Raw genomic sequence first — 22,627 nt, 5'->3', positions numbered from 1 at the left:
TAAAGCGATTCCGATGCCGGTAATATATCCAAACCTCCAATAAACGTTATCATTTTTTATACGGTGAAGCCGGCCGGAGGATTCAGCCTTCAGCAAAACCGCCGTGCGTTTATTGCGGACGGTTTTGATTGCTGAGCTTTTCCACCTGCACCTTTCCGGAGAAGAAAACAGCGCCTCCGCCCATATCCGCCAGCCGATCGGGCGTGAGCGAATTGACGAGCTGTTTTTTATCATCCATATCGGCCCAAAGACCTTGGCTCACCGCAACGCCGGGAAGCACCTGTTCGCCGACCGAAACTGTCAATTCGCACTCACCGCGGTGATTCCAAACTCTAACGGTTTCTCCGTCTTCTATGTTCCGGCGTACAGCATCTTCTGTATGAATGAAAAGCTTTGGCGCTTTTTCCAGTTTTACGTGTTTTTCGTTATTTGAAAATGTCGAATTCAAAAAATTATGATTCGGTCCCGGGACAAATAAAAGCGGAAAATCGTCATCGCTCTCAAGAGGGATGTGTGTCGGCAGCGCCGAATAACCGTCCTGTTTCATCTTTTCCGAATATAATTCAATTCTTCCGCTCGGTGTCTTGAGCTTTCCCGGAAAAAGCGGTTTTTTCCGTTTGGCTTTCATGAAGGAATGGCGTGAGAGCGCTTCGTAATCAATATCCTCGATATACGGATTGTCGGGAAAGTCCAGCGCCTGTCTGATTAATTCTTCATCGGAATCCTGAAGCTCCTGCTCGGTAAATCCCATTGCTCCGGCAAGCAGACGGAACACTTCCGTATTCGATTTGCTGTCCCCGTAGGGTTCGATCACTGGTTTTTGCAGCTGAATAAAATGATGCCAGTAAGACGTGTAAAAATCCGTGTTTTCAAATGCGGATGCAGCGGGGAGCACGATATCCGCATATTTGGCGGTTTCCGTTAAAAACAGATCGTGAACGACTGTAAATAAATCCTCCCGCAGCAGGCCTTTTCTGACTTTATTCGCTTCCGGCGCAACCACTGCGGGATTCGTACCGTAAATAAACAGGGAGCGCACGGGCGGTTTTGTTTCTAAAAGAACGCTTCCGAGCCTGTTCATATTAAATGATCGCGGCTTCCGGCCGTAAAGCAGATCAGGCCGCTGGAGCGCTTGTCTGTTATAGTTTAATACCGCGCTGTTGTGCTTGATTGCGCCTCCTCCGGTGTTGAGCCACTGCCCTGTAACAGCCGGAAGGCAGGAGACGGTGCGGACGATCATTCCGCCATTGTCATGGTGCTGAATGCCGTTTCCGATCCTGATAAGGGAAGGGGAGGTTTCTCCGTACATTCTCGCAAGGCGTCTGATATCGTCGGCTTTAACGCCTGTAATAGCAGAAACCGTTTCCGGATCATAGTGTTTGACATGCGCTTTTAATTCGTCACTGCCTTCGGTGTATTCTGTGAGAAATGCTTCATTGTGAAGGTTCTCAGCGAATAAGATATGCATGATACCGAGGGCGAGTGCGGCATCTGTGCCGGGACGAATGGGAATAAACCAATCAGCAAGCCGGCCGGTTTGGTTCTTATGTACATCGATAACGACAATTTTAGCCCCTTTTTTCCGGGCTTTTTGAGCAATCATGACTTGGTGCATATTCGTGCTGACGGCATTGATTCCCCAAAAAATAAAGAGCTTAGCATGTATGGTCTCCTCCGGATCAGTACCCGCTCCTTCTCCCATTGTATAGTTATAGCCTTCAGAACCGGCTTTGCTGCAGATCGTCCGTTCGAGATGACTCGCTCCGAGACGATGGAAAAAACGGCGGTCCATTCCCTCTGCCGCCAGTTTTCCCATATTGCCGTAAAAGCTGTACGGAAGAATGCTTTCCGCTCCTTCTTCGGAAATAAGCTCTTTCCAGCGCGAACTGATCGTATTGATTGCTTCCTCCCAGGAAATAGGCGCAAACGCGGCTTCACCTTTTTTACCGATCCTTTTTAACGGAACGGTTACGCGCTTCTCATCATAAATACGCTCAGCCATGTGTCTGACTTTGTTGCAAATATTCCCTGATGTGACCGGGTGATCGGGGTCTCCCTGAATGTTAACGATTTTTCCGTCTTTTTTTGTCACAAGCAAGCCGCATTGATCGGGACAGTCTAGTGAGCACACCGACTTAAAGACCCCGTTCGGCTGTGTTGCAGCAGAATTCATAGCCCATTTCTCCTCTTTGTTTATATTGTAAGCATTATAACATTTCAAAATCGAACGTCAATTCAGAAAAAAGTGTTGACATTACGGAAAGACTTTTCTATGATGAGTTTATTCTTTTAAACAGCCTGACAATTTCATCATTTTATTTTCTATCCAGAGAGGTGGAGGGACTGGCCCTATGAAACCTCGGCAACATTTATTGTGCCAATTCCAGCAAGCGTATGCTTGAAAGATAGGAAAGAATGGTCTATACATATTTGTGCGCTTCAAGCGGATAAAGACGGTATATGAATCTCTTTCCTTCTTTGAGGAAAGAGATTTTTTTATGAAAAATTTATGTGAAAAGGATGTTTTGCACCATGACGGTTTTAATTACCGCGCCATATCACGACGAGGGGCTGAAGGAGCTGGCTGAGCTGTTCGGCCGGACTGTGCACCGGCCGTGGAAGAAGCACGGCCGGGCCTATCGGGAAGATGAATTGATCCGGATGATTCAAGAGACAAACGCGTCGGGGCTTATAACCGAACTTGATGAGGTGTCTCAGCGTGTTATTGACATATTGCCGGATTCCGCTTTTATCGGTGTCTGCAGAGGAATGCCGTCTAATGTGGATATTGCGGCGGCGACTAAAAGAAAAATCCCCGTTTTCTTTACACCGGCCCGCAATGCCCAGGCCGTTGCTGAAATGTTTATCGGAAATGTGATTTCATTTTTGCGTCATACGTATTCTTCCCATCAGTGGCTGAAGGACGGAAAGTGGAATGGTGATTATTTGCAGGCTTACGTCAAATTCAGAGGAAATGAGCTGACGGGGAAAACAGTCGGCCTTATCGGTTTCGGAGCTGTCGGACAGAGAATCGCCCGGCTATTGGCCGCTTTTGACTGCAAGGTGCTTTACTATGATCCATTTGTCCGTCATGAAAACCGGGAGTATGAAAAAACGACGATTGAACGGGTATTTTCTGAAAGTGATATTGTTTCCGTTCACTTGCCGCGCACAGAAGAAACCATCGGACTTATCGGCGCCCGGCACTTTCAATTGATGAAACAGGAAGCTGTTTTTGTCAATACGTCAAGAGCGGCGGTTACAGACAGGGAAGAGCTGCTGCGGGTGCTGAAAGAACGGCGGATTAAGGGAGCGATCCTTGACGTGTTTTATCACGAACCGCCTGAATCTTCTGATTATGAATTGATCTCTTTGCCGAATGTGTTCGCGACTCCCCATTTAGCGGGCGCAACATTTGAAGTGGAAGATCATCATGTGAAGATTTTAAATGAAGCGCTTTTCAAATGGAAACAAGATCAAACCTGTTCAATACGTGAACTTTATAACAAAAGAGAACTTGAAACGGAAGGAGGCGGCTGTAATGGCTGAACAAAAAGGCTACCTTGTATTTGACATCGGGACTGGGAATGCGCGAGTCGCGGTCGTGACTGCCGGCGGCGAAGTGACCGCGCTTGAAAGGGAAGACATTGAATATGAGACGGATCCGCTTTATCCGGACGGACGATATTTCTCACCGGAAGGGTTATGGACGCAAATCAGCGCTATGGCAAGAAAGGCTATTGCCAAGAGCCCTCATATTACATTAATCGGAATCACCTCAACAGGCCAGAGGCAGGGAATCGTTCTGATCAATAAAGATAAAAAGGCATTTCTCGGTCTGCCCAACATTGATAACAGAGGGCGTGAATGGGAAGGCGGGATTGAGGCAGAAGTAGAAGTGCATCAGCAAACCGGACGTCTTCCGAGCGCTTTATTTTCCGCCATGAAACTTGTCGGATTAAAAGCCAGACAGCCGTCTTTATGGAAAGAAGTGAAGTGCATCACAAGCATCAGTGACTGGGTGACATTTGAGCTGAGCGGAATTTTAAGCTATGAACCGTCACAGGCTGCTGAAACACTGCTGTTTGACGTAAGGAAAAAGGCGTGGTCAGAGAAATTATGCAACATCTTCGGTGTGCCTTCTGCCATTCTTCCTTCACTCGTCCGATCTGGGACGGTTGTCGGAATGTTAACGTTTAAGAAAGCGGCGGTGCTCGGTCTTTCTGAAAGAGTGCCTGTGATTGCAGGCGGGGGAGACACACAGCTTGCCATCAAAAGTGCAGATGCAAAGCCGGGAGATATCGTCATCGTATCCGGCACGACGACGCCGATTACAAAGATAACAGCGGAGACCGGAACCGAAAGTTTAGAGAATGCATGGCTGAATTGCCATACAGAAGAAGGTGAATGGCTTCTAGAAACGAATCCGGGTGTAACAGGACTCAATTATCAAAAATTAAAATCCATTTTTTATCCGAATGAATCCTACAGCGTCATGGAACGGGAAATCGCAAGTCTGCCGAAACATGATCATGCCTGTATATCTGCGTTAGGCTCCTATTTATCTCCTGAGAAAAACGCACTGGCAAAAGGCGGATTTATTTTTGACGCTCCGCTGTCCCAAAACTTAAGCAGAGCCCATTTTGTCAAAGCCGCACTGCTGGAAATCGCTTTTTCAATCAAATGGAACTATGAGGCGTTAACAGAGGCGGCTTCCTTTTCACAAGATTATGTGAAGGTGTGCGGCGGCGGTTTCCAAAGTGATGCTTTGACGCAGTTTCTTGCTAACCTTCTTCAAAAGAAAATCTATAAGAGAGAGGGGTTCAGCCAGGCATCCGCAATGGGAGCGGTGATGATTTGCAACGAAGCTCTCGGTGTGAAAGCAGAGCTTTCGACCCGCACAAAGATAATTGAGCCGGAAGCGGATCAGACGGATCTCTTCCTATATGAAGAATGGAAACATACCCAAAAATTATTTACTCATTTTCAGCCGGCGGTGAAAGCCTGACTTGGGGATGAGATGACAACATGAAAGATTGCTGAGGAGGAACAAAAATGCTTAATAAAATAGGAATTCCGAAACAGCTCGCCTGGGGATTTTTAGGGGTCGTGCTGTTTATGATGGGAGACGGCCTTGAACAAGGCTGGCTCAGCCCGTTTTTAGTTGAAAACGGCTTGACGGTACAGCAATCAGCATCCCTGTTTACGGTTTACGGTATTTCTCTTGCTGTGGCGTCGTGGTTTTCAGGGGTCTGCCTCGAAGCCTTCGGCGCAAAGCGGACGATGTTTATGGGCCTGTTGTTTTACGTCATCGGAACAGCCGCGTTTATCGCATACGGATTTGAGAATCTTAATTTGCCGGTGATGTATGTCACGTATTTTATTAAAGGGCTGGGTTACCCGCTGTTTGCCTATTCTTTTTTGACATGGGTGATTTACCGGTCGCCGAAAAACAGGCTCAGTACGGCGGTCGGCTGGTTCTGGATTGCATATTGCTGCGGGATGTTTGTATTCGGTGCTTGGTATTCAAGCTGGGCCATCAAATCCTTCGGCTATTTGAATACGCTGTGGAGTTCAATTTTCTGGGTATGCCTCGGCGCGTTTTTTGCTTTGATTTTAAATAGGGACCGCTTTGAAAAGAAAAAGGCAGATAAGCGGGAAAAGGCGCAGGAATTAATGAAGGGAATCACCATCCTTGCTGAAAATCCGCGCGTGCTCTCTGGGGGGATCATTCGGATCATTAACAGCATCGGAACATACGGATTTCCGGTATTCCTCCCGATGCATATGGCGCAGCACGGCATTTCTACAAATGTATGGCTGCAAATTTGGGGAACGATTTTTCTAGGAAATATCGTCTTTAACTTAATCTTCGGCGCAGTCGGCGATGCCTTCGGCTGGAAAAAGACTGTCATGTGGTTCGGAGGAGTGGGCTGCGGCATTTTTACTCTTTTATTATATTATGCTCCTGTTGTATCACATGGGAATTTGCTTTTCGTCAGCATTGTCGGTTTTATATGGGGAGGGCTCCTCGCCGGGTTCGTTCCGATCGGGGCTATCGTGCCGACGGCGGCCGGCAGCAATAAAGGTGCTGCCATGTCTGTGTTAAATCTAGCTGCGGGCCTGTCGGCATTTGTCGGCCCCGCGCTTGCCTGGGCGTTCATCGGGCTTGTCGGCGCACAAGGCGTTGTATGGATTTTCGCAGCGCTCTATTTCGTAAGTGCGATCTTGACAAATCAAATCAAAATACCTGAAGAGAAAACGGCAAAACACAATAAAGCATTGCCTGAATACGCTTCTTAACAGCAGCGCCCCGAAAATCGGGGCGTTTTTTTACGGCTGCTGAAGAAACCCGGCAAACCGCTGAATTTGTTCACGTAACGATTGTTTGTTTTCGTGAAATTGTTTGAAACGATGTCCGTTTGCTCCGGACGGATGCGGGAAGCCTTCCAGAATGACCGCATGGCCCATTCTGCCGTTCTTCTTCAGCGTGCGGCAGGCTGATTCTGCTGCTTTTCCGAGAGGGATAAGCAGAATGTCTTTTTTCATCATTTCTATTTCATCCGGAAAACATGTCAGCGCGTAACGGCTGAGAAGAGCTGATCTGCTGATGGCCGGCCGGTGTCCCGTATAGTTTTTCTGTTTATAAAAAACAGGGTGTTTAATAACGGATGTCGTATGAAGCAGCTCCCGTTTTGAATCAAAAAACCGGGATGAATCCTCAACGTGAAGCGCGGCCGGCAGACCGCATTCATTAAGCATTTCGATGATGTGCTGCCTCATGGAACCGGAAAGTCCGGCCGCTTTTTTTGTCTCATATGCTATCACCTCAAGAGATTCGCCGTTTTTTAAAAGCTGTGCCGCTGCTTTGTAAGCCCGCTGCATCTGAAAAAAACCGGGTGTAATTCCGGAGATGACAACCGCAGCATGTGGGTTGATATACTCATTATGAGGCGAATAATACATATCCAGATCTCCGTCCTTGGCTAAATGGAACTCCGGAGTCAGCAAATCCGATTTTGTAAATCCTCCCGAAGATGATAATGCTTTAAGCTGCTGCAAAAAATGCGCAAGCCGCTCACGATCGCAGATCATGTTATGCCTCCTTGAATCCGCCAGTTTCTCTTAGTGTCATCAAAAACGTCGGATGACATGCAGGCTCATAAACCGCTTTTACCGGCGTTCCAGAGCATTTTCAGGACGTGAGGCGTTCCTTTAACTTCGGCTGCCGTCGTTTGCACGGCTGTTTTTTTAGTAAGAAAGTCTTCCTGCAGTTCTTTCTGCTTTTGTGATAACAAACGGGTTTCTGTTTTGATTTTTTCAACAGACGTCTGCATGGACGCTGTCGCGGCGTTAATCTTCTTTATATCAGGCGCTGTGTTTCTTTTAAAATGCACGGCGGATACGGCTGCATAAATTAATGCGGCAGCCGCAACGGCAGCACTGATATACAAAATGATGATCATCTGCTTTTCACTCCTTTTTTTCAGTTGATACCCTTTACCGATCGTGCTGAATCATTTTATTTGCTAATTGTTTTTTTTCTGCTTATAATGTGAAATCGTACATAAGGACATTCAGAAAGGGTGAAAGACATGGAAAGCTTACAAAACAAAACGGCTCTTATCACGGGTGCGGGCAGAGGAATCGGCCGCGCCGCCGCTATCGCTTTAGCCAAAGAAGGAGTCAATATCGGTTTAATCGGCCGTACAGAAGCAAATGTCGAAAAGGTTGCGGAAGAAGTGAAAGCCCTTGGTGTAAAGGCATCATTCGCTGCTGCCGATGTAAAAAACCAAAAAGAGGTTGAACAAGCCGTCTCCTCTATTAAAGAAGAACTCGGTGAGGTTGACATCCTGATTAACAATGCCGGAATCAGCAAATTCGGCGGATTTTTGGATCTTACGCCTCAAGAGTGGGAAGACATCATTCAAGTTAATGTAATGGGTGTATACCACGTGACACGCGCCGTTCTTCCTGAAATGATTGAGAGAAAATCAGGAGATATCATTAATATTTCTTCTACGGCGGGCCAAAGAGGCGCCGCGGCGACAAGTGCATACAGCGCTTCTAAATTTGCCGTTCTCGGTCTGACCGAATCTCTCATGCAGGAAGTCAGAAAACACAATATCCGTGTCAGCGCAATGACTCCGAGCACGGTTGCAAGCGACATGTCTATTGAATTAAATCTGACAGACGGCAATCCGGAAAAAGTCATGCAGCCTGAGGATCTTGCAGAATATATGGTTGCTCAATTGAAATTACACCCGCGCATTTTCATCAAAACTGCCGGTTTGTGGTCAACTAATCCTTAAACAAAAGGGGACCTGTCTTTGTGACGGGTCTTTTTTTGTTTCCGCAACCCGATTAAACAGGCATAAAGATCCGTTTTTGCAGAAAAAAGAGTGAAAAAGAAACCGATATCAGCTATAATTAAACTAAATAAACTATGTACCAAATGTTCAATAAGATTATTTTTCCCCGCATTCAAAAAACAAATCAATACAAACCAAACTGTCCGAACAATAAAAGGGAAAACGGGATATAAAGAGAATATTTAGTACATGGAATAATTTGTTAGAAGGAAAGGTGGGCACATATTGAAAGAAGAAAAAAGAAGTTCAACCGGTTTTTTAGTGAAACAAAGAGCCTTTTTAAAGCTTTACATGATTACAATGACAGAGCAGGAACGGCTTTACGGACTGAAGCTTCTCGAGGTGCTGCGTTCGGAATTTAAACCCATCGGTTTTAAGCCGAATCATACCGAGGTGTACCGTTCACTTCACGAACTTTTGGATGACGGGATTTTAAAGCAAGTAAAAGTGAAAAAAGAGGGAGCCAAACTCCAGGAAGTCGTTCTCTATCAATTTAAAGACTATGAAGCTGCGAAGCTTTACAAAAAACAGCTGAAGACAGAGCTTGACCGCTGCAAAAAGCTGATAGAAAAAGCCATTTCAGATAATTTTTAAATCCGGCCGGAACGCACCCGGCCTCCCGGGCTCAAAAGGTTTGTTCTGTGATTCATTATACATAATAACAGGCTCGGAACAATACATATCAATAAAACCTCCAAACTTGACATCGACTCCTGAAGTGGTAACATAAAAAACGTGTGAAAAATACGAACAAAATACGAACAAGGGAGATGTTACCGATCTTAGATCAAAAGAAAGTTGCTTTTATCGGAGCAGGATCAATGGCTGAAGGAATGATATCAGGCATGGTCCGCGCAAAAAAAATTCCCAACCAAAACATCTGCGTGACAAACCGCCGCAATACAGAGCGACTCGCTGAATTGGAACATCAATACGGAATTCAAGGCATTGCTTTTGACAGCATGAAAACCGAAGACATTGATGTCTTTATTTTAGCCATGAAACCGAAGGATGCTGAAATCGCTCTTGCTACGCTGAAACGGCGTATTCAACCTCATCAAATCATCCTGTCTGTTCTGGCAGGCATAACAACCTCATTTATACAACAATCATTACATGACCGTCAGCCAGTTGTAAGAGTGATGCCGAACACATCCAGCATGATCGGCGAATCGGCAACAGCTGCGGCTTTCGGAGACCATGTCTCTTACGGTGCAGCAAAAACCGCGGTATCTCTTTTGGAATGCCTCGGGGAAGTGTACGTGATCAAGGAAGATCAGATGGACATTTTCACCGGCATCGCAGGCAGCGGACCGGCGTACTTCTATTATTTAATGGAGTTTATTGAAAAAGCAGGTGAAGAAGCCGGCTTAGACAAACGGCTGTCCCGCAAAATCGGGGCGCAAACGTTATTGGGCGCTGCAAAAATGCTGATGGAAACGGGTGAAAAACCGGATGTGCTTCGGGAAAACATCACCTCTCCAAACGGCACGACGGAAGCCGGCCTCGATGCGCTCAGGTCAGAAGGCGGCGGAGAAGCCATTGCCAAAGCCATTAAACACGCGACCGAACGTTCTATTGAGATCAGCAAAACAATTGAAAAAACGGCAGCACTATAATCGTTAAAAAACAGGAGTGATACAGTGACGTCTCGGACGAAGATCAAAAGAGTCGCGGTGAAAATCGGAAGCAGCTCACTGACGAGCCTGCACGGGGAAATCAGCAGAAGAAAGCTGGAAGCATTGGTGGATCAAATCGCACAGCTGAAGGACAGCGGCTATGAAGTGATTTTAATATCTTCCGGCGCAGTGGCGGCAGGTTATCGGAAGCTCGGATTTATTCAGAAACCGGAAGGCCTCCCTGAAAAACAGGCTTCTGCTTCCATCGGGCAGGGATTATTAATGGAGGCTTACTCAAAGCTGTTTTTAGCGCACGGTTATGTCGCATCACAAATATTAATTACAAGAAGCGACTTTTCCGATGAATACCGCTACCATAATGTGCGCAATACGATGAACGTCCTTTTGGAACGGGGCATTATTCCGATTATTAATGAAAATGACACGGTCACAGTCAACCGGCTGAAATTCGGAGATAACGATACACTTGCAGCGAAGGTGGCAGGTTTAATTGATGCCGACATGCTTGTAATTTTATCAGACATTGACGGTTTATATGATGATAATCCGCGCAGCAACCCGAAAGCGAAAAGAATCAGACATGTAAGTGACATCACTCCGGAAATAGAAGCAAGCGCGGGAGATGCCGGGAGTGAAATGGGAACCGGCGGAATGCGTTCGAAACTGGATGCTTTTAAAATTGTGATGGCCTCCGGTATTAAAGGCTTTCTCGGGCAGGCTAACATTCCGGACATTCTGCTTCAAGCGGTAGATGAGGCGGCTGAAGGAACTTATTTTGAAGCGGAAGGAACCCTGCCGTTAAACCACAAAGAACAATGGCTTGCATTTAATTCCGGTCCCGAAGGCGAAATTGTGATGGAAAAGAAAAGCAGCCGCGATGTCGCGAACGGAAATATGGCGCTGTCACCGCAGGATATCGAACAGATTAAGGGCAGATTCAGCAGCGGAGCGGTTGTCAGGCTGCTTGATCACCAGGGAGAAGAGCTCGGACTCGGCATCGTCAACTATTCCTCAGCCCAGCTGAAGACATTTAAAGAAACGCCTCACAAACAGACCGATCAATCAGTCATTGATCCGGAAGCGTTTGTCTGCCACGTTGAACTATCCATTCCGATCGGCTGAGAAAGATCTATAAAAATATGAAAAAGCCCGAGGCTTCGTTTTGAAGCTCGGGTTTGTTTTTTATTGATATTGTTCAAGTTTGGAGAAAAATTGAATGACAAAATGATAGAAATCATTTGCAGACGGAGCCAGTTCTCTTCCTTTTGGTTTAATAATGCCTACGGTGCGCTTCACTTGAGGAAATTCAATCGGAATTTTGACCGTGAACCGGGGTGTGGTTTCTGCAAAGGTGCTTTCAGGCAATAAAGTAACTCCCATCCCCGCGGAGACTAATCCTTTAATGGCATCTAAATCCTCGCCTTCCGTCGATACAAGCGGCGCAAAGCCGGCCTGTCTGCAAGCGTCAATCGCCATGTTTCGGAGAATAAACCCTTCGGGAAATAAAACGAATTGGTCGCCGCGCAGATCAATTAAATGGATATTTTTCTGTTTGGCAAGCGGATGATGCAGCGGAACAAGCGCGTAAATCTTTTCCGTGAATAAGATATTGCCTGTTATGTCGGGGAATTCCGTCGGAACGGGGCCGAGCAGCGCAGCATCTATATCCCTGTTTCTTACCGCTTCGATTAAAAACTTATAAGAACCCTGGCGGAGCAAAAACTCAACGTTCGGGTATTCCTCTTTAAATGCCGAAATCACAGTCGGCAAAAGCTGGCTTGCAAGGCTCGTCGGAAATCCTATTTTGACGGTTCCGCGATTCGGATCAAGATATTCATCAATTTGTTCCTTCGCATAATCAATTGCTTTCATCGCCGTTTTAACATGTTCTAAAAATTGTTTGCCGATCGGCGTTAATTTAATATTTCTGCCTTCCCGTTCAAATAAAGTGACTTTCAGCTCTTCTTCAAGATTTGCAATCTGCCGGCTGATGGCGGATTGTGCGACATGCAGATGATCAGCCGCTTCTGACACATGTTCCCGTTCTGCTACCTCCATAAAATAACGAAGCTGGCGTAATTCCATTGCGTTCACACCCATCTATCTCATTTTGAGATGTATTTGATCTAAATTATATATTGTTTATATTGTTTTGAAAACTTACAATTAATTTAAAGTTGTCAGATTTTATGACCGATAATTAACGGAAACTGATCGGGGGAGAGGAATTATGACTTACAATCAAATGCCGAAAGCACAAGGTCTCTACCGTCCGGAATTTGAGCACGATGCATGCGGAATCGGCTTGTATGCCCATTTAAAAGGGAAACCTTCACATGACATTGTCAAAAAAGGACTGAAGATGCTTTGCCAGCTGGATCACAGAGGAGGACAGGGCAGTGATCCGAATACGGGTGACGGCGCCGGCCTGATGGTTCAGATCCCTGATGCTTTTTTTAAGAAAGAGTGCGGAGAAATGAAGCTGCCGGAAAAAGGCCGTTACGGGGTAGGAATGGTCTTTTTCTCGCAAAATGAAGAGGAAAGAAAAAAGATCGAAAAACAGGTGAATGCATTCATTGAGCAGGAAGGACAGATCGTTCTCGGCTGGAGAACCGTCCCTGTAAATATCGGAAAAATCGGAACAGTGGCACAAAGCACTTGCCCGTATGTGCGTCAAGTATTTATCGGAGCCGCAAACGATTTGAAAGACAGCCTTGCTTTTGAACGCAAATTGTATGTTATCCGGAAGCAGGCTGAAAATTGGGGCGTTCAAGAACAGCTTGATTTTTACTTCGCAAGCCTGTCAAGCCAGACTATTGTTTATAAAGGGTTGTTAACGCCTGAGCAGGTTGACGCTTTTTATTTGGATTTGCAGGATGAAACCTTCGTATCTGCATTTTCACTCGTGCATTCAAGATTCAGCACAAATACCTTTCCTACTTGGGAACGTGCCCATCCGAACCGCTATCTGATTCATAACGGAGAAATCAATACGCTCCGGGGCAACATCAATTGGATGAGAGCGAGGGAGCAGCAGTTCGTTTCAGAAAGCTTCGGAGACGATCTTCACAAAGTGCTGCCGATTTTAAATGCTGAGGGCAGTGACTCATCCATTCTTGATAATGCGTTTGAATTTTTCGTGATGGCGGGGCGGAAACCGGCACATACGGCAATGATGCTGATTCCGGAACCATGGACGGAAAACACTCACATGTCTAAAGCAAAACGGGCTTTTTATGAATATCACAGCTCTTTAATGGAGCCGTGGGACGGGCCGACCGCCATTTCGTTTACGGACGGAAAACAAATCGGCGCCATCCTTGACCGTAACGGCCTGCGTCCGGCACGTTACTATGTGACAAAAGATGATCATATTATTTTCTCATCTGAGGTCGGCGTTATTGAAGTGGAGCAGGAGAACATTCTTCATAAAAAACGTCTGGAGCCCGGAAAAATGCTGCTCATTGACTTAGAGGAAGGCCGGATTATTTCAGATGAAGAAGTAAAAACAGAAATCGCCAATGAATTCCCTTATCAAAAATGGCTTGAAGAAGAATTGGTTCAAGTGAATCCTGACCCGGAAATCCGAGAAGAGGAACAATTCGATGATCTTCTCGTACGTCAAAAAGCGTTTGGCTATACGTATGAAGATATTCAGAAGTATTTAATTCCTGTTATTAAAGAAGGCAAGGACCCGCTCGGCTCTATGGGAAATGATTCGCCGCTCGCCGTTTTATCCGATCGCGCCCAATCACTGTTTCATTACTTTAAACAGCTGTTTGCGCAAGTCACAAACCCGCCGATTGACGCGATCCGCGAGCAGCTTGTGACCTCTACGGTGACATGGCTTGGGGCTGAAGGTGATCTGCTGCATCCGAGTGAAAGAAATGCACGCCGCATAAAATTGTATACTCCTGTATTATCAAACGAACAGTTTTATGCGCTGAAAACACTTGTGCACCCTGATATTAAGAGCCAGAACATCCGCACGCTGTTTTCCGATGACCTGGAAAAAGGCCTGAAGGATTTGTTTCAGCAAGCGGAAAAAGCGATCAAGGAAGGCGTATCTCTGTTAATTTTATCTGACAGGGCAATGAGTAGGGAATTGACGCCGATTCCGCCGCTTTTGGCCGTCAGTGCGCTGCATCAGCATTTGATCCGTCAAGGCCTGCGAACAAAAGCAAGCATTATCGTTGAATCCGGGGAAGCGCGTGAAGTTCATCACTTTGCGGCTCTCATCGGATATGGTGCCGATGCTGTCAATCCGTATTTGACTTACGCTACGTATAAGCAGGAAATCGATGAAGGCCGGCTTGATATTCCGTATGAAGAAGCTGTCAGCAAATACGGAAAGAGCGTAACAGAAGGCGTCGTGAAAGTGATGTCAAAAATGGGGATTTCAACTGTGCAAAGTTACAGGGGCGCCCAAATTTTTGAAGCGGTCGGCATCGGTGAAGACGTTATCGCCAAATACTTTACCGGTACTGCATCTCAGCTTGGCGGAATCGATATCGAGACGATTGCGCAAGAAGCGAAACAGCGCCATCAAGCGGCGTACAAGGATGATTACAGCCAAACTCTTGATCCTGGAAGTGAATTCCAATGGCGGAACGGGGGAGAGCACCACGCTTTCAACCCGAAAACCATCCATACGCTGCAATGGGCCTGCCGAAAAAATGATTACAGCCTGTTTAAGCAGTATTCTCATGCAGCGGATGAAGAACGAATCGGATTTTTACGCAATCTGTTCGCCTTCAAAGAAGACCGCAAGCCTTTAAAATTAGAAGAAGTTGAATCAGCTGCGTCCATCGTGAAACGTTTTAAAACAGGAGCGATGTCATTCGGTTCATTAAGCAAGGAAGCCCATGAGGCTTTAGCGATAGCGATGAACAGGCTTGGCGGAAAAAGCAACAGCGGAGAAGGCGGCGAGGACCCGAAACGTTTCGTTCCGGATGAAAATGGCGACGACAGAAGAAGTGCGATTAAACAGATCGCCTCCGGCCGTTTCGGCGTAAAGAGCCATTATCTCGTCAATGCGGATGAATTGCAGATCAAAATGGCGCAAGGAGCGAAGCCGGGAGAAGGCGGTCAGCTTCCGGGGAACAAAGTATATCCTTGGGTCGCGGATGTCCGCGGTTCTACACCAGGTGTAGGGCTGATCTCACCGCCTCCTCACCATGATATTTATTCAATTGAAGATTTGGCGCAGCTGATCCATGATTTGAAAAATGCAAATCGAAGCGCGCGAATCAGCGTCAAGCTCGTGTCAAAAGCCGGTGTCGGCACGATTGCGGCCGGTGTGGCAAAAGGCACTGCGGATGTCATCGTCATCAGCGGCTACGATGGCGGAACGGGCGCATCGCCGAAAACGAGTATTAAACATACCGGTCTTCCGTGGGAGCTTGGTCTTGCAGAAGCTCACCAAACGCTGATGCTGAACGGTTTACGGGATCGCGTGGTATTGGAAACGGACGGTAAGCTGATGACAGGCCGAGATGTCGTGATGGCCGCCTTGCTCGGTGCGGAGGAATTCGGCTTTGCTACAGCGCCGCTTGTTGTTCTCGGCTGCGTCATGATGCGCGCCTGCCATTTAGATACATGTCCTGTAGGTGTCGCGACGCAAAATCCGGAGCTCCGCAAAAAATTCATGGGCGATCCTGACCATATCGTAAATTACATGCTGTTTGTCGCAGAAGAAGTGCGTGAATATATGGCGCAGTTAGGCTTTAAGACGCTTGATGAAATGATCGGACGGACAGACGTTCTTCATGTCAGTGAACGTGCGAAAGCGCATTGGAAAGCGGGCCAGCTTGATTTATCCACACTGCTGTACCAGCCTGAAGGCATACGCACTTTCCGTACGGCGCAAAACCATAAAATCGACGAGTCGCTTGATATGACGGTTATTCTTCCGGCGGTGCAGGCTGCAATTGAAGCCGGTCAGGAAGCGGAAGCTGAAATCAAGATCAATAATACAAACCGCGTAGCCGGAACCGTGACGGGAAGTGAAATTTCTAAACGCTACGGAGCGGAAGGCCTGCCGGATGATACGATCAGACTTCATTTTACCGGATCAGCCGGACAGAGTTTCGGTGCATTTGTCCCTAAAGGGATGACGCTTCATTTGAACGGGGATTCAAATGACTACGTAGGCAAAGGGCTTTCAGGCGGAAAAATCATCGTGAAAGCGCCTGATGCCTTCAATTATGAAACACACGATAACGTTATTATCGGGAACGTCGCATTTTACGGAGCAACAAGCGGGGAAGCGTACATTAACGGGCGCGCCGGTGAACGTTTTGCAGTCCGTAACAGCGGAGTCAATGTCGTTGTAGAAGGTATCGGAGACCACGGCTGTGAATACATGACAGGCGGCCGGGTTGTCGTCCTCGGCGAAGTCGGCAAAAACTTCGGGGCGGGAATGTCAGGCGGTATCGCATACGTCCTGAGTGAAGATGCCAAAGCATTTAAACGCAAATGCAACATGGAAATGATTTCATTTGAAAAGCTGACGGATGAGGCGGAGATCAAAGAAGTGCAAGAAATGGTCAAACGGCATGCGGCGCTGACAAACAGCAAAAAAGCCGCAAATCTCCTGGACAATTGGGAAAAAGCCGCAGAAACCTTTATCAAAGTCATTCCGAAAAACTATAAACAAATGCTCCTCAGCATCGAAGAACAAAAAGCGGCGGGTTTATCAGAAGAAGACGCAATTATGTATGCTTTTGAAGCCAATACAAAGGTTCAGCAAACGCCTGCCAAAGATCAAAAACAAGCGGTAGTACAGTAAGAAAGGGGAGAGGAACATGGGGAAACCAACTGGATTCATGGAAGAAAAACGAGAAAAACCGGCTGAGCGGGACCCTCTCACTCGCTTAAAGGATTGGAAAGAGTATTCGGCTCCATTTTCAGATGAAGCGTCAAAGCGGCAGGGGGCGCGGTGTATGGATTGCGGCACACCGTTTTGCCAAATCGGCGCTGATATCAACGGTTTTACCTCCGGATGCCCGATTTATAATCTGATACCGGAGTGGAATGACCTCGTCTATCGGGGGCGCTGGAAAGAAGCCTTGGAGCGCCTTCTGAAAACGAATAACTTTCCTGAATTCACAGGGCGGGTCTGTCCCGCTCCTTGTGAAGGATCTTGTACGCTGGCCATTTCAGATCCGGCTGTTTCAATTAAAAACATCGAGCGGACGATCATTGACAAAGGTTTTGAAAATGGATGGATTCAGCCGAGAATTCCCGCGAAACGCACAGGTAAAAAAGTCGCTGTCGTCGGTTCAGGCCCGGCAGGTCTGGCAAGCGCTGATCAGCTGAATCAAGCCGGTCATTCCGTAACGGTCTACGAGCGTGCCGACAGAGCCGGCGGCCTGCTGATGTACGGCATTCCGAGCATGAAGCTTGAGAAAAATGTCGTCGAACGCCGTATTAAGCTTTTGACGCAGGAAGGTATAGATTTTGTGACAAATACCGAAATCGGCGTTGATATAACGGCAGATGAGCTGAAAGAACAATTTGATGCCGTCATTTTGTGCACAGGCGCCCAAAAGCAGCGCAATCTGCTGATTGAAGGCCGGGAAGCAAAAGGCGTCCATTATGCGATGGACTATTTAACACTGGCGACGAAAAGCTATTTAGATTCCAACTTCAAAGACAAACAATTTATAGACGCTAAAGGGAAAGATGTCATCGTGATCGGCGGAGGAGACACAGGAGCTGACTGCGTGGCAACCGCGCTGCGTCAAAAAGCGCGCAGCGTGCACCAGTTCGGGAAACATCCTAAACTTCCTCAGACGCGCACGAACGACAATATGTGGCCTGAACAGCCGCACGTCTTTACCCTTGAATACGCCTATGAAGAAGCGCAGGCAAAGTTCGGCAAAGACCCGAGAGAATATTCAATTCAAACGACAAAAATGGTGGCCGATAAGCAGGGCCGCTTACAAGAGATCCACACCATTCAAATGGAAAAAGTCAGAAACGAATTCGGAAAGTATGAATTTCATGAACTGCCCGGTACAGAAAAAGTCTGGCCTGCTCAGCTGGTGTTCATCGCCATCGGTTTTGAAGGGACAGAACAGCCATTATTGAAACAGTTCGGAGTCGATTCGGCAAATCATAAAATTCAGGCGGCATATGGGGATTATAAAACGAATGTTGACGGTGTTTTCGCCGCAGGGGATGCGAGAAGGGGCCAAAGCCTGATTGTATGGGCGATTAATGAAGGCCGGGAAGCAGCGCGCGAAGTCGACAGTTATTTAATGGGGAGCACTGTTTTACCGTAAATAAAGGGGTTTATTTATAAAACCGGCTGGGATCAGCCGGTTTTTCGTATTGAAATGGAACCTCCTTCTTCTTGTATTGGTCATATAAAGGTAATGTGGAAATGGAGGATAAATATGGAATTTTGTTTTACAGAGCGGAGAGATTGTTTTTTTCCGCAGACTGATACGATTTGCAAGCCTTGCGCAATCGATCAGGGTGCTGCTGACGGCGGAAGTCATCGCTGCCGTTTAAAATGACGCCTTAAAAAACATGACGGGCTCTGTGTGTCTGCAGTCGATTTGCGGGCAGATTTTAATCGATGAAGAAAAACATATTGAATTTCAAGCGGAAACGCTTAAAAACAAATAAGGGAACGGACGGGTCCGTTCCTTTTTTTAGACATCTATACGAAAGCCGATATTGCCGAACTGCCGTCCTTCCCGCATTCTGTTAAAAGCGGCAGCTGCTTCACTGAGAGGGTACATGCGGTCGATAATGGGACGGAGCTCGTAGCGGTTTATCAATTCCAGCATATCCGCGAATTCCTCATTGCTTCCCATTGATGTACCGAGAATATGAATCTGCGGAAAAAACAGCGAGCGAATGGGAAATCCGAGCTGATCGCCTGAACTGGCGCCGAATGTTACGATCCGGCCATTCGGTTTAATAATGTCAAGATAGTGTTGATATAAAGCGGGGCCTACACCGTCAAGTATGATATCTGCTTTTTCGCCATTCAGCGCCTCATTCCAGTCACCGTAGCTGTCAATCGCCCGGTCTGCACCGTATGACAGTGCGGTTTGTTTTTTGTTTTCACTGCGGGAGGTGACGCTGACTGTCGCTCCGATAGCTTTTGCCATTAATAAGGCATATGTTGCCACGCCGCTTCCGATGCCCGGAAGGATAAGGTGTTCGCCTTTTTTTAATTGTCCTTTTGTAAATAAGGCGCGATAAGCGGTTAATGCTGATAACGGCAGGACGCCCGCTTCCTCCCAAGTCAGGTGTTCGGGTTTTAAAACGGCATTTTCCGCAGGAACGATGACATAAGGTGAAAATGTTCCGTCGCTCGAACCGCCTAAAATATCAGGGACGGCTGGTACGTCCTCAACAGTCTTCCAATTCAGCACCGGGTTGATGATGACTTCTGCATTCAGTAAATGAGACCGGACGCCGTGTCCTATTTCGGTTACGATTCCCGCACCGTCTGAACCGAGAATAAATTCATGGTTTCCGGTTTCGTGTTTTTTCATTAAAAACAAATCACGATGGTTTAATCCGGCTGTTTTCAGCTTTATTTTTACTTCGCCGTTCCCCGGCCTTTTGTCAGGTGCCTGCCTGAAATTAAAGCCATTTTCGTGTATGATAAGGGCATTCATCATTCTTCTCTCCTTTATGATTGATGAGAAAGATTTTACAGGCTGTATCAGCTGCAGTAAATAAATGAAAATTGATAGCCGGCTATCAATAAAAATCATAGCAAGAAGGTGCCCTTACATGGAAAGCGGAGACTTAAAGATTTTTCAGGCTGTCGCCCGCAAAGGAAGTATTTCAAAGGCGGCAGAAAGCCTGCATTATGTTCAATCAAATGTGACAAACCGGATTCAGCAGCTGGAACGGCAATTGCAAACACAGCTTTTTTACCGCACAAATCGGGGAATGACGCTGACGCCAGCAGGTGAAAACTTATTAAAAGACGCAGACAGAATCCTTCAATTGCTGCATAAGGCGCAAAAAACAGCGCAAGAGGCAGGCGATCCGAACGGGCCGCTTCGAATCGGTTCTCTTGAAACGGCGGCAGCCGTCCACCTCCCTCAATTTTTCACGGAGTATTGCAGCCGCTACCCGAAAGTACAGCTGTCACTGTCAACCGGTGATACACATACCTTAGTGCAGCGCGTTCTACACTATGAGCTGGACGGCGCTTTTGTTTACGGACCGGTCGAATATGAAGATCTTGAGCAATTCGCTGTATTTCAAGAAGAATTGGTCTTGGTTTCAAATAAGCGGGAAGGCAGTTTGCAAGACTTGCTGCGAGAGCCGATTCTGTATTTTGCCGCGGGCTGTTCGCACCGCCGCAAAATAAAAAACATACTGAAAGAAGAGGCAGTGCCCGCACATAAAATCATTGAATTCGGTACGTTGGAAGCCATTATTGGGGCGGTGCAGGCGGGGATGGGGGTTTCCTTTCTGCCTGCATCAGCCGTCCGTTATTTTCAAAACAGGAAAAATCTTTTTCTTCATGAGCTTCCTGAACATTTTCGGAATATGAATATATCATTCATCTACCGGAGTGATTTATTTTTGACATCGGCGTTTGAAGAACTGCTGAATGGATTAAAGACATTATCGAACAGAAGATGAGAAAACAGGACAGCTGTGTACGCCAATTTTTTCGTTCCGGTTTTTCTCAAAAAGAAAGCGGGTATCCGGGCTGAGCTCGATCAGCGTGATGAAAAACTCGGCTATAAAATCAGAGAAGCACAAATGAAAAAATACCGTATATGGCGGTTGTGGGAGATCAAGAGTGCCGCCATCATTCTGTACATGTAAGGCAATACGGGCGGGAAAACACATTTGAAGAGAATGTGAGTGATTTTATTTCCCGGATCATAAGAGAGACAAAACAAAAAATAGAGATTCAAGAAAAATAACATTGACATATCGCAAAATCACGATATAATAAAGCGTATGAAACCTATTGATGTTTTTAAAGCGTTGTCTAATGAGTCACGGCTTGAGATTTTACAATGGCTGAAAGAGCCGGACCGTCACTTCGCACCGCATGATGGCATTGATATGAATGAGATCGGAGTATGTGTCAGCCAGATCACCGATAAGCTTCGGATGACACAGTCAACGGCGTCTCAATATCTTTCCATTCTTCAGCGCGCAGGCCTTATCCAAACAAAACGGATTGGCAAATACACCTATTATAAAAGAGATGAAGATGCGATAAAGGCGATGGCCGATTATTTTCAGCGCGAAATGTAGGGCTGAATCCTTTAGAAGAGGGATTCAGTTTCTTTTCCTGACTACACATCGACATATTGCGATTTGTTTCTGTTTGTTCAACTCTTTATATCGATATATCACAATATATCTTTATATAAATCATCAATGAAGGAGTGTGTCAGGTGCAAAATACCTGGAAGATTTACATTTTGGCAATTATCAGCTTTTTAGTGGGGACGTCTGAATATGTGATATCCGGGATGCTTGATAAAATTGCAGGTTCCTTGGGAGTTACTGTGGCAGCAGCAGGGCAGCTGATTACGATTTTTTCACTTGTTTATGCAATCGGAACGCCTGTCATGATGGCCCTTACAGCAAAACTGGACAGAAGGAAGCTCATGATCTATGCTCTTGGATTGTTTGTAATCGGAAATATCATTTCATTTCTTGTACAGGGATACGGCTTATTTGCGGCAGCCCGGGTGATCATGGCGCTTGGAGCAGGAACTGTGGTGGTCACCGCGCTTACGATCGCAGCAAAAATCGCTCCCCCGGGAAAACAGGCAAGTTCTCTCGCGACCGTCATTATGGGGTTTACGGCGGCGCTCATTATCGGTGTTCCGATCGGAAGAACCGTGTCTGAAGCTTTTGGCTGGAAGGTGGTTTTCGCCGGAATTGCGGCAATCGGAATCATTGCCATGCTTATTATACGTTTTGCGTTGCCTGAGATAAAAGGAGATAAACCGGTGCCGCTTATTCAGCAATTTTCTCTTTTGAAGAAACGAAAGGTGGCTGTCGGGCTTGCTATTACGTTTTTTTGGCTCGGAGGCTATTCGGTTGCGTATACGTACCTTTCTCCGTATTTACTGAACGTCACTCATATCGGCAGCGGAATACTGAGTACATTGCTGCTTATTTTCGGTGTTGCAAGTCTTGCCGGTTCTAAAGCAGGCGGTTTCAGCGCAGACAAATGGGGGGCGCGTATGACATTAACCGGCGGAATGGCGCTTCATGCTATCATGCTCATGTTATTGCCGTTTGTCACACATTCTGCTTTCGGAGCGGCGGCAGTGCTTATTTTTTGGTCCTTCGCCGCCTGGTCATCAGGACCTGCTCAGCAGTACCATTTGGCAACGATGGAGCCTGAATCATCGGGTGTATTACTTGGCCTCAACCAGTCCGTGATGCAGCTGGCTATGGCGGCCGGGGCGGGCATCGGGGGCATTGTTGTCACTCATCTGTCTCTTGCGTCAGTGACATGGATCGGATCAGCTGGTGTTGTCATCGCGATGTGCGGCGTGCTTTCACTTGCCTCGTTAACATCTGAAAAACCCTCATCTGAATACAGTGCAGAATAAACAAAAGCCTCGTTTCTCAGCTTGAGAAACGAGGCTT

The 22,627-nt window shown here is 46.7% G+C and carries 17 protein-coding genes, 1 pseudogene and 1 riboswitch; of the genes and pseudogenes, 13 read left to right on the top strand and 5 right to left on the bottom strand.

All coding sequences use genetic code 11. The features are described from left to right. Positions 1-109: 109 nt before the first annotated feature. Positions 110-2,173 carry a molybdopterin oxidoreductase family protein gene (locus tag L3V45_RS09555; protein ID WP_095318464.1) on the bottom strand — a complete coding sequence of 688 codons (2,064 nt, stop codon included), beginning with the start codon at positions 2,171-2,173 and terminating at the stop codon, positions 110-112. Between the two features lie 146 nt (positions 2,174-2,319). After that, positions 2,320-2,412: riboswitch (SAM riboswitch) on the top strand. A 120-nt stretch (positions 2,413-2,532) separates the two neighbouring features. Between L3V45_RS09555 and L3V45_RS09550 the strand changes: the two genes are divergently transcribed. From L3V45_RS09550 to L3V45_RS09540, 3 genes are read left to right on the top strand one after another with little or no spacing between them, the layout of a single operon-like run. Further along, positions 2,533-3,549 (top strand): 2-hydroxyacid dehydrogenase, encoded by a 1,017-nt coding sequence (locus L3V45_RS09550; protein WP_024085460.1) that lies wholly within the window; start codon positions 2,533-2,535, stop codon positions 3,547-3,549. Then, on the top strand, positions 3,542-5,008 hold the full coding sequence (locus L3V45_RS09545; RefSeq protein WP_236836939.1) for an FGGY-family carbohydrate kinase: 1,467 nt from the start codon (positions 3,542-3,544) through the stop codon (positions 5,006-5,008). Before L3V45_RS09550 ends, L3V45_RS09545 begins: the two co-directional genes overlap by 8 nt. A gap of 47 nt (positions 5,009-5,055) precedes the next feature. Further along, entirely contained in the window at positions 5,056-6,303 is a 1,248-nt protein-coding gene (locus L3V45_RS09540; protein WP_014305179.1) for an RbtT/DalT/CsbX family MFS transporter, read from the top strand. A gap of 30 nt (positions 6,304-6,333) precedes the next feature. On the opposite strand, the gene L3V45_RS09535 is transcribed toward L3V45_RS09540, so the two are convergent. Further along, the gene (locus L3V45_RS09535) at positions 6,334-7,095 is read right to left on the bottom strand and encodes a hypothetical protein (protein ID WP_003153824.1); all 762 of its coding nucleotides are present in this window, start codon (positions 7,093-7,095) and stop codon (positions 6,334-6,336) included. A 65-nt stretch (positions 7,096-7,160) separates the two neighbouring features. Next, complete coding sequence (locus L3V45_RS09530; RefSeq protein WP_234949312.1) at positions 7,161-7,466, bottom strand: DUF948 domain-containing protein; 306 nt, start codon at positions 7,464-7,466, stop codon at positions 7,161-7,163. Between the two features lie 129 nt (positions 7,467-7,595). Here L3V45_RS09530 and L3V45_RS09525 point away from each other — a divergent pair, with 129 nt between their 5' ends. The 4 genes from L3V45_RS09525 to proB all read left to right on the top strand — a co-directional run bounded on the left by L3V45_RS09525 (position 7,596) and on the right by proB (position 11,134). Beyond that, on the top strand, positions 7,596-8,312 hold the full coding sequence (locus L3V45_RS09525) for a 3-ketoacyl-ACP reductase (protein ID WP_003153828.1): 717 nt from the start codon (positions 7,596-7,598) through the stop codon (positions 8,310-8,312). A 285-nt stretch (positions 8,313-8,597) separates the two neighbouring features. Continuing rightward, positions 8,598-8,966 (top strand): replication termination protein, encoded by a 369-nt coding sequence (gene rtp, locus L3V45_RS09520; RefSeq protein ID WP_003153833.1) that lies wholly within the window; start codon positions 8,598-8,600, stop codon positions 8,964-8,966. Between the two features lie 176 nt (positions 8,967-9,142). Continuing rightward, complete coding sequence (gene proC / locus L3V45_RS09515; protein WP_076983312.1) at positions 9,143-9,991, top strand: pyrroline-5-carboxylate reductase; 849 nt, start codon at positions 9,143-9,145, stop codon at positions 9,989-9,991. A gap of 24 nt (positions 9,992-10,015) precedes the next feature. Next, positions 10,016-11,134, top strand: coding sequence for a glutamate 5-kinase (proB, locus tag L3V45_RS09510; protein ID WP_043867195.1), 1,119 nt, complete (start codon positions 10,016-10,018; stop codon positions 11,132-11,134). 60 nt (positions 11,135-11,194) lie between these two features. On the opposite strand, the gene L3V45_RS09505 is transcribed toward proB, so the two are convergent. Further along, a complete protein-coding gene (locus L3V45_RS09505) occupies positions 11,195-12,097 on the bottom strand; it encodes a glutamate biosynthesis transcriptional regulator GltC (protein ID WP_003153836.1) in 903 nt (300 codons plus the stop codon). Positions 12,098-12,242: 145 nt separating this feature from the next. Here L3V45_RS09505 and gltB point away from each other — a divergent pair, with 145 nt between their 5' ends. Both gltB and gltD read left to right on the top strand, forming a co-directional pair. Further along, entirely contained in the window at positions 12,243-16,802 is a 4,560-nt protein-coding gene (gene gltB / locus L3V45_RS09500; protein WP_236836938.1) for a glutamate synthase large subunit, read from the top strand. Positions 16,803-16,818: 16 nt separating this feature from the next. After that, positions 16,819-18,300, top strand: a complete 1,482-nt coding sequence (gene gltD / locus L3V45_RS09495) for a glutamate synthase small subunit (RefSeq protein WP_003153838.1) — start codon at positions 16,819-16,821, stop codon at positions 18,298-18,300. Between the two features lie 375 nt (positions 18,301-18,675). On the opposite strand, the gene L3V45_RS09490 is transcribed toward gltD, so the two are convergent. Further along, complete coding sequence (locus L3V45_RS09490; protein ID WP_234949310.1) at positions 18,676-19,656, bottom strand: zinc-binding dehydrogenase; 981 nt, start codon at positions 19,654-19,656, stop codon at positions 18,676-18,678. Between the two features lie 118 nt (positions 19,657-19,774). Here L3V45_RS09490 and L3V45_RS09485 point away from each other — a divergent pair, with 118 nt between their 5' ends. The 4 genes and pseudogenes from L3V45_RS09485 to L3V45_RS09465 all read left to right on the top strand — a co-directional run bounded on the left by L3V45_RS09485 (position 19,775) and on the right by L3V45_RS09465 (position 22,590). Then, complete coding sequence (locus L3V45_RS09485) at positions 19,775-20,641, top strand: LysR family transcriptional regulator (RefSeq protein WP_234949309.1); 867 nt, start codon at positions 19,775-19,777, stop codon at positions 20,639-20,641. 51 nt (positions 20,642-20,692) lie between these two features. Beyond that, positions 20,693-20,931 (top strand): annotated as a pseudogene (locus tag L3V45_RS19590) (His/Gly/Thr/Pro-type tRNA ligase C-terminal domain-containing protein); the annotation flags it as partial. A gap of 37 nt (positions 20,932-20,968) precedes the next feature. Beyond that, positions 20,969-21,271, top strand: coding sequence for an ArsR/SmtB family transcription factor (locus tag L3V45_RS09470; RefSeq protein WP_014305172.1), 303 nt, complete (start codon positions 20,969-20,971; stop codon positions 21,269-21,271). 143 nt (positions 21,272-21,414) lie between these two features. Continuing rightward, the gene (locus L3V45_RS09465) at positions 21,415-22,590 is read left to right on the top strand and encodes an MFS transporter (RefSeq protein WP_024085450.1); all 1,176 of its coding nucleotides are present in this window, start codon (positions 21,415-21,417) and stop codon (positions 22,588-22,590) included. The last annotated feature ends 37 nt before the right edge of the window (positions 22,591-22,627 follow it).

It is taken from the genome of Bacillus sp. R45 (genome assembly GCF_021729365.1).
Taxonomy (GTDB): domain Bacteria; phylum Bacillota; class Bacilli; order Bacillales; family Bacillaceae; genus Bacillus; species Bacillus velezensis.
The sequence above is the reverse complement of the archived record's forward strand: the minus strand, read 5'-3'. Positions and strand labels throughout refer to the sequence as shown.